This window comes from Bacillus sp. DE0042 (assembly GCF_007680225.1).
GTDB classification, from domain to species: Bacteria; Bacillota; Bacilli; order Bacillales; family Bacillaceae_G; genus Bacillus_A; species Bacillus_A wiedmannii.
This window is the reverse complement of sequence record NZ_VEJP01000006.1, coordinates 39,611-52,933: the sequence shown is the minus strand read 5'-3', so window position 1 is coordinate 52,933 and position 13,323 is coordinate 39,611. Positions and strand designations below refer to the sequence as shown.

At 38.6% G+C, this 13,323-nt stretch carries 17 protein-coding genes; all 17 read right to left on the bottom strand.

All coding sequences use genetic code 11. The features are described 5' to 3' along the window. Positions 1-124: 124 nt before the first annotated feature. Positions 125-526, bottom strand: coding sequence for a F0F1 ATP synthase subunit epsilon (gene atpC, locus FS802_RS20945; protein ID WP_000847206.1), 402 nt, complete (start codon positions 524-526; stop codon positions 125-127). A 20-nt stretch (positions 527-546) separates the two neighbouring features. Further along, entirely contained in the window at positions 547-1,956 is a 1,410-nt protein-coding gene (gene atpD, locus FS802_RS20940) for a F0F1 ATP synthase subunit beta (RefSeq protein ID WP_001032604.1), read from the bottom strand. 241 nt (positions 1,957-2,197) lie between these two features. After that, the gene (gene atpG / locus FS802_RS20935; protein WP_000157696.1) at positions 2,198-3,058 is read right to left on the bottom strand and encodes a F0F1 ATP synthase subunit gamma; all 861 of its coding nucleotides are present in this window, start codon (positions 3,056-3,058) and stop codon (positions 2,198-2,200) included. Between the two features lie 376 nt (positions 3,059-3,434). After that, positions 3,435-4,943 carry a F0F1 ATP synthase subunit alpha gene (gene atpA, locus FS802_RS20925; RefSeq protein ID WP_000027511.1) on the bottom strand — a complete coding sequence of 503 codons (1,509 nt, stop codon included), beginning with the start codon at positions 4,941-4,943 and terminating at the stop codon, positions 3,435-3,437. A gap of 11 nt (positions 4,944-4,954) precedes the next feature. After that, the gene (gene atpH / locus FS802_RS20920; RefSeq protein WP_000064683.1) at positions 4,955-5,497 is read right to left on the bottom strand and encodes a F0F1 ATP synthase subunit delta; all 543 of its coding nucleotides are present in this window, start codon (positions 5,495-5,497) and stop codon (positions 4,955-4,957) included. Then, a complete protein-coding gene (atpF, locus tag FS802_RS20915; RefSeq protein WP_001142625.1) occupies positions 5,494-6,000 on the bottom strand; it encodes a F0F1 ATP synthase subunit B in 507 nt (168 codons plus the stop codon). Before atpF ends, atpH begins: the two co-directional genes overlap by 4 nt. Positions 6,001-6,129: 129 nt before the next feature. Next, complete coding sequence (gene atpE, locus FS802_RS20910; protein ID WP_000052064.1) at positions 6,130-6,348, bottom strand: F0F1 ATP synthase subunit C; 219 nt, start codon at positions 6,346-6,348, stop codon at positions 6,130-6,132. A gap of 56 nt (positions 6,349-6,404) precedes the next feature. Then, positions 6,405-7,124: a F0F1 ATP synthase subunit A gene (gene atpB / locus FS802_RS20905; protein WP_000399874.1), complete on the bottom strand. Its 720-nt coding sequence runs from the start codon at positions 7,122-7,124 to the stop codon at positions 6,405-6,407. Positions 7,125-7,131: 7 nt separating this feature from the next. Continuing rightward, positions 7,132-7,524 (bottom strand): ATP synthase subunit I, encoded by a 393-nt coding sequence (locus FS802_RS20900; protein ID WP_000567600.1) that lies wholly within the window; start codon positions 7,522-7,524, stop codon positions 7,132-7,134. After that, on the bottom strand, positions 7,524-7,748 hold the full coding sequence (locus FS802_RS20895; RefSeq protein ID WP_001171220.1) for an AtpZ/AtpI family protein: 225 nt from the start codon (positions 7,746-7,748) through the stop codon (positions 7,524-7,526). Before FS802_RS20895 ends, FS802_RS20900 begins: the two co-directional genes overlap by 1 nt. Before the next feature lie 26 nt (positions 7,749-7,774). After that, a complete protein-coding gene (locus tag FS802_RS20890) occupies positions 7,775-7,888 on the bottom strand; it encodes a DUF4024 domain-containing protein (protein ID WP_000232961.1) in 114 nt (37 codons plus the stop codon). 371 nt (positions 7,889-8,259) lie between these two features. Then, complete coding sequence (gene upp, locus FS802_RS20885) at positions 8,260-8,889, bottom strand: uracil phosphoribosyltransferase (protein WP_000517539.1); 630 nt, start codon at positions 8,887-8,889, stop codon at positions 8,260-8,262. Between the two features lie 271 nt (positions 8,890-9,160). Further along, complete coding sequence (glyA, locus tag FS802_RS20880) at positions 9,161-10,402, bottom strand: serine hydroxymethyltransferase (protein ID WP_144525431.1); 1,242 nt, start codon at positions 10,400-10,402, stop codon at positions 9,161-9,163. Between the two features lie 253 nt (positions 10,403-10,655). Beyond that, on the bottom strand, positions 10,656-11,228 hold the full coding sequence (locus FS802_RS20875; protein WP_000136363.1) for a TIGR01440 family protein: 573 nt from the start codon (positions 11,226-11,228) through the stop codon (positions 10,656-10,658). A 66-nt stretch (positions 11,229-11,294) separates the two neighbouring features. Continuing rightward, positions 11,295-11,738: a ribose 5-phosphate isomerase B gene (gene rpiB / locus FS802_RS20870; RefSeq protein WP_000869917.1), complete on the bottom strand. Its 444-nt coding sequence runs from the start codon at positions 11,736-11,738 to the stop codon at positions 11,295-11,297. A gap of 96 nt (positions 11,739-11,834) precedes the next feature. Next, positions 11,835-12,275, bottom strand: a complete 441-nt coding sequence (locus tag FS802_RS20865) for a low molecular weight protein arginine phosphatase (RefSeq protein WP_000832348.1) — start codon at positions 12,273-12,275, stop codon at positions 11,835-11,837. A 247-nt stretch (positions 12,276-12,522) separates the two neighbouring features. Beyond that, positions 12,523-13,020: a PTS sugar transporter subunit IIA gene (locus FS802_RS20860; RefSeq protein ID WP_000473647.1), complete on the bottom strand. Its 498-nt coding sequence runs from the start codon at positions 13,018-13,020 to the stop codon at positions 12,523-12,525. Between the last annotated feature and the right edge of the window lie 303 nt (positions 13,021-13,323).

The following is a 13,323-nucleotide window of genomic DNA, read 5'->3' as shown; positions in this document are numbered from 1 at the left end:
TCATCCCCTTTATAAATTGTTGTACATTCTCTACTTATACAAGCATCAATATAATTATACCATTTTTGTAAAATTATCCATGAACTACAAAAAAATCCGTAAAGGCAAAGCCTTTACGGATTTTTTATTTCATATCGGAAACGTTTAAACGGTTCACAGCACGTTGTAATGCCATTTCTGCACGTCTAAAGTCAACATGTGCTTGTTTATCTTGCATACGTTGCTCAGCGCGACGCTTCGCTTCATTTGCACGATGGATATCGATATGGTTTGCTTCTTCAGCAGATGATGATAATACAGTTACTTTATCTGGACGAACTTCGATAAAGCCACCGCTTACTGCTACATAATCAGTGTGTCCACCATGTTTCAGACGAACTGCACTAATTTTTAATGGTGCAACAGTTGGAATGTGACCCGGTAAGATCCCCATTTCCCCACTCTCTGCTTTTACGCTTACCATTTCTACTTCTTTTTCGTAAACCGGTCCATCAGGAGTTACAATACTGACTGGAAATGTCTTCATAATTCGTCCCTCCTAAGGCCTTACGCCATCATTTTCTTCGCGTTTTCAATAACTTCTTCAATACTACCTACAAGACGGAATGCATCTTCTGGAAGGTCATCATATTTTCCTTCTAGAATTTCTTTAAATCCGCTAACTGTATTTTTTACAGGTACGTAAGAACCTTTTTGACCTGTAAACTGCTCAGCTACGTGGAAGTTTTGAGATAAGAAGAATTGAATACGACGAGCACGATGTACAACTAACTTATCTTCTTCAGATAACTCATCCATACCTAAGATAGCGATGATATCTTGAAGCTCTTTATAACGCTGTAAAGTTTGCTGTACTTGACGAGCTACTTCATAATGCTCTTCTCCTACGATTTCTGGAGAAAGTGCACGAGATGTAGATGCTAATGGATCTACGGCTGGGTAAATACCCATTTGTGTTAAACGACGCTCTAAGTTTGTTGTTGCATCTAAGTGAGCGAACGTTGTAGCTGGTGCTGGATCCGTATAGTCATCGGCTGGTACATATACCGCTTGGATAGACGTGATAGATCCTTTATTTGTAGATGTAATACGCTCTTGTAATTGACCCATTTCTGTTGCAAGTGTCGGTTGGTAACCTACCGCAGATGGCATACGACCAAGAAGGGCAGATACTTCAGAACCTGCTTGCGTGAAACGGAAGATATTATCGATGAACAGAAGTACGTCTTGTCCTTGCTCATCACGGAAATGTTCAGCCATTGTTAAACCTGTTAATGCAACACGTTGACGTGCTCCAGGTGGCTCGTTCATTTGTCCGAATACCATCGCAGTTTTCTTAATTACGCCAGAATCGCTCATTTCATGGTATAAATCGTTACCCTCACGAGTACGCTCACCTACACCAGCGAATACAGAGATACCACCGTGTTCTTGTGCGATGTTATTAATTAATTCCTGAATTAATACCGTTTTACCTACACCGGCACCACCGAATAGACCGATCTTACCACCCTTAATGTAAGGAGCAAGTAAGTCTACTACTTTAATACCAGTTTCAAGAATTTCTACTTTAGTAGATAATTCTTCGAATGCAGGTGCTTGACGGTGAATTGGATCACGACGTACATCGGCAGGAACCTCTCCATCTAAGTCAATTGCATCACCTAATACGTTAAATACGCGACCAAGTGTTGCATCACCAACTGGTACAGAGATTGCTTTACCAGTATCTTCTACTTCTGTACCACGAACAAGTCCGTCTGTGGAAGACATTGCAACTGTACGAACTGTATCATCACCTAAATGAAGTGCAACTTCAAATGTTAAGTTAATGCTTGTTCCGTTTTCGTTGCTTTGTTTTACCGTAAGGGCGTTGTAGATTTCTGGTAGCTTTCCGCCATCAAACTTAACGTCTACAACCGGACCCATGATTTGCGTAACGCGCCCTTTATTCATCGGGTTCCCTCCTAGCTTTCTTTTAATTAGCCAACTTGCTACGAGCAGTTAGCTTTTCATTTTGCATTGGTTTATAGCTTACGCGACTCTTTGAAAAGAGCCGCTTCCACTTTTTACTGAATCTAGCTCCGGCGGTTAGAATGTTCGGTGGCTTCGCTTTTTCCTGTGAGGCACAAATCGCCTCTACGTCAAAAGCTCCATCCCCCTCTCATTCTGAACGAACCGCCTACGCTTTTTATTACTACTCTAACGCTGCTGCCCCACCAACGATTTCCGTAATTTCTTGCGTAATCGCTGCCTGACGCGCACGGTTGAATGAAAGTGTAAGTGAATCGATAACTTCCATTGCATTGTCTGTAGCACTCTTCATTGCTGTCATACGCGCTGCGTGTTCACTTGCTTTACCGTCTAGTAATGCACCGTACACTAAGCTTTCTGCGTATTGTGGCAATAGTACTTTTAAAATTTCTTCTTCAGAAGGTTCGAATTCATAAGCTGTCGTCGGTTTATCAGACGCCACATCAGTAAGCGGTAAAATTTTATTTTCCGTTACTTCTTGTGAAATTTTACTTACGTAATGGTTGTAGTAAATATACAGCTCATCATAAGCACCATCTGCAAACATCGCAATTGCTCGAGAAGCAAGATCTTTAATATCAGTAAATGATGGGTGGTCAGATAGTCCAACTACTTCATCAATGATGTTAAAGCCGCGACGTTTTAAATAATCACGTCCTAGTCGGCCAAGCACAATAATTGAATATTGGTTTGAGTCCATATTATGACGTTCACGAATTACGTTACTCACTGTACGCAATACGTTACTGTTATAACCACCTGCTAGTCCGCGATCAGATGTAATAACGATGTATCCTGTACGCTTTACAGGACGCGCATTTAGCATGGGATGATTAATTCCTTTACTTCCTTGCGCAATGCTCGCTACTACTTCTTGAATCTTTTCCATATACGGAACGAAAGATTTAGCATTTTGCTCTGCACGGTTTAACTTAGATGCAGATACCATCTCCATCGCTTTCGTAATTTGACTCGTTTTCTTTGTCGAGTTAATCTTCGCTTTTATATCGCGTAAAGATGCCACAGGTTTTCACCACCTTTTTTCCGGAAGTTGGCACGATTAGTAAGAATTCTCTTCCTAATCTACGTTGCAAGATATTCTTGCTCATGATTGAAGGAAAAGAATAGGTGCACCTACTCTTTTCCTTTACATAACCGTCAGCAATCTCAAAACTTGAGATGCCTTTTATATATTATTATCTAGCTCCAGCGGCTTGAATGTTCGGTGGCTTCACTTCTTCCCCCTCACATTCAGGACGAGCCGCTTCCGCTTTTATTTATCTAGTTCCATCTCCTAGCCCCTTTCGTCTAAGAACCTTCCCCACCAAAAGGTAGAAAGCACCTTTTGTGGGAAAGAACCTTAGCCGATGGGGCTGAACAGTCGACTTCACTTTCAATTATTATTCAGAAGCTACGAATACTTTTTTAAATCCATTAATAGCTGCTGCAAATTTGTCGTCATCCGCAAGTTTCTTAGTTGTGCGGATTTCTTCTAATAAGTCAGTCGCATTAGAATCTAACCAAGCATGGAATTCTTCTTCGAAACGAGTGATATCTACTACTGGGATATCATCTAGGAATCCACGTGTTAAAGCGTAAAGAATGATAACTTGTTTCTCTACACGTAATGGTTTGTGTAATCCTTGTTTTAATACCTCAACAGTACGAGCACCACGGTTTAGTTTCGCTTGAGTTGCTTTATCAAGGTCAGAACCGAACTGAGCGAACGCTTCTAACTCACGGTAAGATGCAAGGTCAAGACGAAGTGTACCTGATACTTTACTCATTGCTTTAATCTGAGCAGATCCACCTACACGAGATACAGAAGTACCCGCATCGATCGCTGGACGTACGCCAGAGAAGAATAGGTCAGATTGTAAGAAGATTTGTCCATCCGTAATAGAAATTACGTTTGTTGGGATGTAAGCTGATACGTCCCCTGCTTGTGTTTCGATGAAAGGTAGTGCAGTTAAAGAACCGCCGCCTCTTGCATCACTTAATTTTGCTGCACGCTCTAATAAGCGAGAATGTAAGTAGAATACATCCCCTGGATATGCTTCACGACCTGGAGGACGACGTAATAGTAATGAAAGCTCACGGTAAGCCGCTGCTTGTTTTGATAAGTCATCATATACTACTAATACGTGTTTACCATTGTACATGAACTCTTCACCCATTGTTACACCAGCATAAGCAGCTAAGTATAATAATGGAGCTGGTTGAGAAGCTGATGCAGTTACAACGATTGTGTAATCTAATGCACCGTGCTTACGTAGTGTTTCTACTACGTTACGTACAGTTGATTCTTTTTGTCCGATAGCTACATAGATACAAATCATATCTTCATCTTTTTGGTTAATGATTGTATCAAGTGCAACTGCTGTTTTACCTGTTTGACGGTCACCAATGATTAACTCACGTTGACCACGGCCAATTGGTACAAGAGCATCAATCGCTTTAATACCTGTTTGAAGTGGCTCATGAACAGATTTACGATCCATTACACCTGGTGCTGGACTTTCGATTGGACGAGTGTTTGTTGTATTGATTGGGCCTAAACCATCAACTGGTTGACCTAATGGGTTTACAACACGACCGATTAGTTCTTTTCCTACTGGTACTTGCATGATGCGACCAGTACGACGAACTTCGTCACCTTCACGAATTTCTGTGTAAGGTCCTAAAATAATGATACCTACGTTGTTTTCCTCTAAGTTTTGTGCTAGTCCCATAACGCCGTTAGAGAACTCTACAAGTTCACCAGCCATAACGTTATCAAGACCATGAGCACGCGCAATACCGTCACCAACTTGGATAACTGTACCAACATCACTAACTTCGATTTCAGACTGATAGTTCTCGATTTGTTGCTTTATCAGTGCGCTAATTTCTTCAGCTCTGATGCTCATGTGCTTCACCCCTATCTATTCTTCATTAATTCACGCTGAATACGTGCTAATTTTCCTTGTAAGCTTCCGTCGTAAATGCGATTTCCAATACGTACTTTAATGCCGCCTAGTAAATCTTCATCTACAACATTTTTTACGCGAATTGCATCTTTTCCCGTTCTCTTTGCAAATGCTTCTGCAATGTTAAGCTTCTCTTCTTCTGATAGAAGACGAGTAGAATATACAGTTGCGTCGGCTACGTTACGTTCTTCATTAGCAAGAACAACATATTCATCTGCAATTTCAGGTAAGATATCAATGCGTTTGTTATCAATTAAAATATATAACGTATTTAAAATAGATTCAGAAACAGATCCGAATACGTTCGCAAGAAACGTTTTCTTCTGCTCTTTTGAAATGTTCGGTTGCGTTAAAAAGCTATGTAGTTCTCCGTTCTTTACATAAACGTTTTGTACAAGGCGTAATTCCTCTTCAAACATTTCTAATACGTGTTTTTCTTTTGCAATTTTAAAAAGAGCGACAGCATAACGTTTTGCTACAATCCCATTGCTCATCGCGCTTCTCCTACTTCTTTAATATAATCGCGAATTAACTTAACTTGATCTTCTTCTTTTAACTCTTTTTCAATTACTTTAGAAGCAATTTGAACAGATAAAGAAGCGACTTGTTCTTGTAAAGCAGCAATCGCTTGCTCTTTTTCGCGTTGAATTTCTTGTACAGCAGATGCTTTAATTGATTCTGCTTCTTCTTTCGCAGCAGCAACAATAACATCCTTTTGATCTACAGCTTGTTTTTTCGCTCTTTCGATTAACTCTTGTGCTTCAACACGCGATTGTTTTAACATTTCACGCTGTTCTTCTACTAATTTCTTCGCTTCAGCATTACTTCTTTCTGCAGCGTCGATTTCATTAGTAACATGCTCTTCACGTTCTTTCATAATTCCCATTAAAGGACCCCACGCGAATTTGCGTAGCATTACTAATAGAAGTAAGAAAATGAACAATGTATAAGCAATCGTTCCAAATGGAATGGAAGCCCCTAATAATAAAGTTGGCACAAGGATTCACTCCCTTCAAAATATCTAAATTGATCATATGAAAAAAAAAGACATACGTTTCGTTCATAAAGCAATGGCGAAGAAAGTTCGGAAAAACACTCTTCGCCATCTATGTAAGGGGAGTCTCCCTTATTTGTTCATTACGATGAATGCAATAACTACACCGATGATTGGAAGTGCCTCAACTAAAGCAACCCCGATGAACATAATTGTTTGAAGTGCGCCTTTTAATTCTGGTTGACGAGCAACACCTTCGATTGTACGTGATACGATAAGACCGTTACCAATACCTGCACCTAATGCTGATAAACCAATTGCAATTGCAGCTGCGATTACACCTAAACTCATTTAATTTGTCCTCCTTTGTATTATAAAAAAATAAATTTTTTCTTACTTAAATTATATTAATGGTCATGGCTTACTTTATGAGCCATATAAACCATCGTTAACATAACGAAAATAAATGACTGGATTGATCCAACGAATACACTGAATCCCATCCATGCTAACATTGGTACAAGCGCACCTAATGCTCCAAGGAATGATGCCCCGCCTAACTTAGCAAGTAATCCTAATAAGATCTCACCTGCATAAATGTTACCGAATAAACGAAGACCTAACGTTAATGTGTTAGCAAACTCCTCAATAACCTTTAATGGGAATAAGAATTTCATAGGTTGGAAATAACCTTTTACGTATTCTTTCGTACCCTTCATCTTAATTCCATAATAATGGGTGAGGGTAACTACCATCACGGCTAATGTTAATGCAACTGCTGGATCAGACGTTGGTGATCTCCACCATGCAATATGTTCGCCAGCCTCAACTGTTGAATACATGAATGGTAAACCAAGGAAGTTCGATACGATGATAAACATGATAAGCGTAACGCCAAGCGTTAAGAAACGTCCACCTGTTTTCCAGTCCATCGTACTATTGATAATCCCTTTCACGAAGTCAAACACCCATTCCATGAAGTTTTGCATCCCGGTTGGGCGAAGGGCTAAACTGCGAGTTCCAATAACAGCGATTAAGAAAACAATAACTGCTGCTACAGTAACCATCATAACTGATGACAAATCGAACGTTAAACCTAGAAATTCAACTAATTTACCGTGTTCCACTAGTAATTCACCTCTCTTCCCTGCTCTTATACTCTAAATAAAGAAAATCTATGATCATGACAAGGTATCCTGTCAGCAATCCTACACCTAGGCCCCACATCGCAATTAACTCTTGATATTTGGCTGCAAATAAAATTAATAATCCAATCGTGGCGAATCTCGAATATGTACTTACCGCTGTCGCCTTAAATTTCACGTTTTCTCCATTTGTTACGCGATCCAACAGCTTGTCTGTTCTACGTGCAATGATGCGCAAACTAAGAAAACTGAAAATCGTTCCGATAATCAGCCCAAGAAATACATCCTTGTAAGAGGTGAATCCCCATCCTAGCACTAGAAGCGCAAGCAAGTAGTACATATATTTCTTTTGTCTTTGGACAAGTCCATGTACGTCTATCATCATTGCTCTCCCGAATAGTAATGTCGAATGAGTCGAATCATTGCGTATATCCCTGTTCCTAATCCGAGTAATAACCCTATAATAAGAAACAATGGAAACGTTCCAACCTTACTATCAATCCACTGCCCGCCAAAGATTCCAATAAGAATAGAACCGACTAACTGAGCAAGAATACCTGACATTAAAGCATAAGCTTTTATATGGCTGCGATCGTTTTTTTGCAAGGATTCATCCCTCCAATATGTAACCCTCATTCACGATGTGTTAATAATAACTCATTTTTTTGCATAAATCCTATACAAAATAAAAAGTTTACATTTTCGTCACGGAATAGATGTATTTTTGTCACTGAAAGCCCTACCATCTATCCCCGTTGTTAGCATACAATAGGGTATTAACAGTGTCAACGAGAAATCGTAAAAAATCAAAAAATTTGAGTATTAGTCATTTCCTCCCAAAAATGAAAACGTTCCCCTTCTAAATACTGGTTAGAGATATGCAATTTCTAACAGTTTTCTCTTTATAATAGAAGGAAATGTTCACAAGTTTGTCACTATTATATTTTTAAGATATAACGCTTTCCTTCCATAATATAGTGCTCTTTAGACGTAAGACTTCTATATTATATGTGATGTGTATGCAACTTATGTTGTATATACTATGTATATTTATCCCCCCTTCCCTACCTCATCAAGGTACAAAAAAACGAGAGGGAACCCCCTCTCGTCAGTTGTCTTACTTCGTTCCGAATAAACGGTCACCAGCATCACCAAGACCTGGTACTACATATCCGTGGTCATTTAATTTTTCATCTAATGCTGCTACATAAATATCAACATCAGGATGTTCTTCTTGTACTACTTTTACTCCTTCTGGAGCTGCAACGATACACATTAATTTAATTTGTTTTGCACCGCGCTTTTTCAGAGAGTTAATTGCTTCAGCTGCAGAACCACCTGTTGCTAGCATCGGATCTAGTACGATGAAGTCACGCTCTTCTACATCCGTTGGAAGTTTCACATAGTATTCTACCGGTTGCAATGTTTTAGGGTCACGGTATAAACCAACGTGTCCTACTTTTGCTGCTGGAATTAATTTCAGAATTCCATCAACCATTCCTAAACCTGCACGTAAAATCGGAATTAAACCAAGCTTTTTACCAGCGATCACTTTTGTTGTCGCTTTGCTTACAGGTGTTTCAATTTCAATGTCTTTAAGTGGAAGATCGCGAGTAATTTCGAAAGCCATTAAACTTGCTACTTCGTCCACTAATTCACGAAAATCTTTCGTACCTGTATTCTTATCGCGAATATATGTAATCTTATGTTGAATTAACGGGTGATCAAATACATACAGTTTTCCCATGTGAATCTCTCCTTTAGATGATATTCATGCGTTTGCACGCTTTTTTACACTATTTACGATTGTAAAGAAAACGCTACTAATATTCAAGGGCAAATTTGGCAAAATCATGATTTTACGATGAATCTATCTAGTATCTTTACCAATTATGGGAGCTGTATCCTTCATTATATCGCCAAAATTTATTCATCATTTGTATACATACTTAAAGAACAATATATGTCCAAAAAAAAACTGCCAAAACAATTACGTCTCAGCAGTCTTCTTTAATCTATTATAGGTCTGTGTACATTGGGAATTTGCTCGTTAACGCTTCTACACGCTTACCTGCTTCTTCTAATGCAGCTTCATTTTCATGATTTTTTAATGTGTAAGCAATAAGTGACGCAATTTCATCCATTTCTTCTAAACCGAAACCACGAGATGTTACAGCTGCCGTACCAATACGTACACCGCTTGTTACAAATGGGCTTGCTGTTTCAAATGGAATTGTATTTTTGTTCACTGTAATACCAACTTCATCTAATACGTGCTCTGCTACTTTACCTGTGATTTCTAAGTTACGAACATCAATCAGGATTAAATGATTGTCTGTTCCACCAGAAACAAGTGTAAGTCCTTCTTTTTGAAGACCTTCAGCTAAGCGGTTCGCATTATTAATGATATTTTGTGCATATGTTTTAAAATCATCTTGTAGCGTCTCACCAAATGCAACAGCTTTTGCAGCAATTACGTGCATAAGTGGACCACCTTGAATACCAGGGAAGATTGATTTATCAATTTGTTTTGCAAATTGCTCTTCACATAAAATCATACCACCACGTGGACCACGTAATGTTTTATGTGTTGTCGTTGTAACGAAATGTGCATGTGGTACTGGGTTTGGATGTAAACCAGCAGCTACTAAACCAGCGATATGTGCCATATCAACCATAAAGTATGCACCCACTTCATCTGCAATCTCACGGAATCGTTTGAAATCGATAACACGAGGATATGCACTTGCACCTGCAACGATTAATTTGGGTTTATGTTCTTTCGCTTTTGCTAATACATCATCGTAATTAATACGGTGAGATTCAGCATCCACGCCATATTCTACGAAATTATATTGTACTCCACTGAAGTTAACAGGGCTTCCGTGTGTTAAGTGACCACCATGAGATAAATTCATACCAAGTACTGTATCGCCTTGCTCTAAAATCGTGAAGTATACTGCCATGTTCGCTTGTGCACCAGAATGCGGTTGAACATTTACATGCTCTGCGCCAAAAATTTCTTTCGCGCGATCACGTGCGATATCTTCCACTACGTCTACGTGCTCACAGCCACCATAGTAACGTTTTCCAGGATATCCCTCAGCATACTTATTCGTTAAAACAGAACCTTGCGCCTCCATTACTGCTTCACTTACGAAGTTTTCCGAAGCAATTAACTCAATCTTTGAACGCTGTCTTCCTAGTTCTGCCTCAATTGCAGCAAATATCTTTTCATCTTGACGTTTTAAATGATCCACCAAAATCCCCCTTTTCTGAACGAATTACATCGATTCCCAATAGTTTTTTCTCATTTATTCAGAAAAAACGAAAATTCAGGTTGTAATTCTTTCGAACCTTCATGTTTTCAACTACATTCTAACATGACTTTCTATATCATAAAAGAAAAAAAAGACCGAAAATCGGTCTTTTCTTTCTTCTATTATAAGGTCAGACTACATACCTTTTATCTTTCGATATAAAGCTATTATGCGACTTTATAATTTTTCATGTCTAACGGCAAGAGATAGTCTCTTCCTTCGCCGCATAAACAGCACGTGCTCCACCAATTAGTTTTCCACGTGTAGTTGCCATCGTTACATGCGCACTTCCAATTTCCTTCACACCTGTACGAACCGGAACAGCTACATGCTTTAAATGCATACCAATAAATGTATCACCAATATCCATTCCTGCATCTGCTTTAATAAACTCAATTACTACCGGATCTTTCAAATTGTGATACGCATATGTTGCTAATGCACCACCTGCTGATCTAACAGGCGTAACTGTTACAATTTCAAATTGATATTTCATCGCTAACTCTCTCTCAACTACTAAAGCACGGTTTAAATGCTCACAACATTGAAACGCCAACTCAATACCTGTTTGCTCTTGAAATTGTTTTAACTCAGAAAAAATCGCCTCTGCTACTTCCATCGTTCCTGACGTCCCAATTCTTTCTCCTAGCACTTCGCTCGTGCTACACCCCACTACAAAAATTTGACCACTTTGTAATGAAGCTTGTTCTTGGAAATCAGAAAGCGAAATTTGTAACTGTTCTCTTACCTTTACGATTTCTGTCATTACGCCTCTTCCTTTCACAGGTTGGTTCACCAAATTATATTTAATACTACTTCTAGTTAGAATCTATTACTTTGTTTCGTATGTTTTAATTTTTCCTACGCGGTTTTCGTGACGGCCACCTTCATAGTCAGTTGTTAACCAAATTTTTGCGATGTCACGTGCTAGACCTGCACCAATTACACGCTCGCCCATTGCTAACATGTTCGTATCATTATGCTCTCTCGTTGCTTTCGCACTGAAAGTATCATGAACTAATGCACAACGAATACCATTTACTTTGTTTGCTGCAATTGACATACCGATGCCTGTCCCACAAACTAAAATACCACGATCTACTTCGCCATTCGCTACCATTTCCGCTGCTGGAAACGCAAAATCAGGGTAATCAACAGAACCAGCTTCACATTCACAACCTAAATCAATATATTCAATATTTAACTCTTCTAATAAACTTACAAGTTCTTTACGGATATTCATACCGCCGTGATCAGATGCTACTACTACTTTCATTTTTACCCCTCCAAAGTTTCAATCAATTATCTTCATTTCTCACTCGTTACCTTAATGGAACGAAGTGATCTCCAATATCGTATTATACACGAAACATCAACCTTCTGAATGTTTTTTCAGTAAAGTTTGTACAAGTTTTTCCATCTCTTCTAACGTTTCTTTATAAATAGAAAGTGACCCGCCAAATGGATCTGAAATATCCTTACTTATCCCCTCAGTTACTCCATATAATGTATCCACTTTCTTTTCAACCCTCGGATAATGCCCAAGTACAATTTGCTTATGGTTTTCCGTCATTGTTACTACAATATCTGCCCAATCAATCAAAGCTTCATTTATCTGCTGCGAAGCATGATCGATTGTAATTCCCTTTTCAGCTAAAGCTTCCTTTGCATATATCGACGCATCACTTCCAGGATAGGCGAAAACACCAGCAGATTGCACTTCAAACTTACCTTCTCCATGATGACGAAGTAACGCCTCCGCCATCGGGCTACGGCATGTATTTCCAGTGCAAATAAATAACACTCGTTTCATCCAAACCCACCCCTTTTCTTCTTTTTCCTATCTTTCATCATAACGTACATAAGAATAGAACAAAAGAAATGTGAATATACGAAAGGCACATTTCTCTTATATTTTTTCTAAGAAAAATGCGCCTTATCCACATATATGTGAAACCCTATTTCCAAGTGCCTAGAGTATTTTAACATACATAGCAAGCGTACTACAAAACAAAATAAGGAATCCATTTCATATGAAACGGACTCCTCTTATACAATAATTATTTCATTGTAACTTTCATTACTTCTGTTGAACCTTTTGTAGCTGTTACGCCTACAGTTGTCTTAATAGACTCAGCTGCATCTGTGTTTGTAATAACGATTGGAGTAATTGTGCTTTTCGCTTTTTCACGGATTAATTCTAAGTCGAATGAGATTAATTTATCTCCAGCTTTTACAGCTTGGCCTTCAGAAACGTGAGCTTCGAAACCTTCGCCTTCCATTTTTACAGTTTCTAATCCAACGTGGATTAAAATTTCTGTACCGTTTTTCGCTTTAATTCCAATCGCATGTTTCGTGTGGAATAATTGTACGATTTCACCATCAACTGGAGATACAACTACGCCTTCAGTAGGATCGATTGCAACACCTTCACCCATCATACGACCAGCGAATACTGGATCTGGTACTTCTTCAATATTTTTCACTGCTCCAGTTAATGGAGCTACGATTGTTTCTTCATTTGTTTTTGAACCAAAACCGAATAATTTTTTAAACATAGGATAGTCCTCCTCATAATTTACCTAAAAGTTTATAGGGCAATCCCTAGTAAAACTCGGGATACATGTAAGACTTCATACTTCGAATATTATACTGTAAAAACGCTTTCGAAATAAATTACGTCATTACTAATAGACTCTTATTGTAGCTCTTTGCAAAATTCCAGTCAATTCTGATTGTCTGAATAACAATAAGAAGTTAACTTCTACTTATATTTTCTCTTTTTTTATCCAACTTGTCTAGAGGTCTTCACTACATTTTGCTTTTTGTCGCTAATTTGTAAAATTAATTTCAAACTTTTT

What these genes read in the sequence shown, in the direction of transcription:
- atpC (WP_000847206.1), bottom strand. Translation starts at nt 526, where the DNA reads ATGAAGACATTTCCAGTCAGTATTGTAACTCCTGATGGACCGGTTTAC.
- atpD (WP_001032604.1), bottom strand. Translation starts at nt 1,956, where the DNA reads ATGAATAAAGGGCGCGTTACGCAAATCATGGGTCCGGTTGTAGACGTT.
- atpA (WP_000027511.1), bottom strand. Translation starts at nt 4,943, where the DNA reads ATGAGCATCAGAGCTGAAGAAATTAGCGCACTGATAAAGCAACAAATC.
- atpH (WP_000064683.1), bottom strand. Translation starts at nt 5,497, where the DNA reads ATGAGCAATGGGATTGTAGCAAAACGTTATGCTGTCGCTCTTTTTAAA.
- atpE (WP_000052064.1), bottom strand. Translation starts at nt 6,348, where the DNA reads ATGAGTTTAGGTGTAATCGCAGCTGCAATTGCAATTGGTTTATCAGCA.
- FS802_RS20900 (WP_000567600.1), bottom strand. Translation starts at nt 7,524, where the DNA reads ATGATAGACGTACATGGACTTGTCCAAAGACAAAAGAAATATATGTAC.
- FS802_RS20890 (WP_000232961.1), bottom strand. Translation starts at nt 7,888, where the DNA reads ATGGTAGGGCTTTCAGTGACAAAAATACATCTATTCCGTGACGAAAAT.
- upp (WP_000517539.1), bottom strand. Translation starts at nt 8,889, where the DNA reads ATGGGAAAACTGTATGTATTTGATCACCCGTTAATTCAACATAAGATT.
- FS802_RS20875 (WP_000136363.1), bottom strand. Translation starts at nt 11,228, where the DNA reads ATGACAGAAATCGTAAAGGTAAGAGAACAGTTACAAATTTCGCTTTCT.
- rpiB (WP_000869917.1), bottom strand. Translation starts at nt 11,738, where the DNA reads ATGAAAGTAGTAGTAGCATCTGATCACGGCGGTATGAATATCCGTAAA.
- FS802_RS20865 (WP_000832348.1), bottom strand. Translation starts at nt 12,275, where the DNA reads ATGAAACGAGTGTTATTTATTTGCACTGGAAATACATGCCGTAGCCCG.
- FS802_RS20860 (WP_000473647.1), bottom strand. Translation starts at nt 13,020, where the DNA reads ATGTTTAAAAAATTATTCGGTTTTGGTTCAAAAACAAATGAAGAAACA.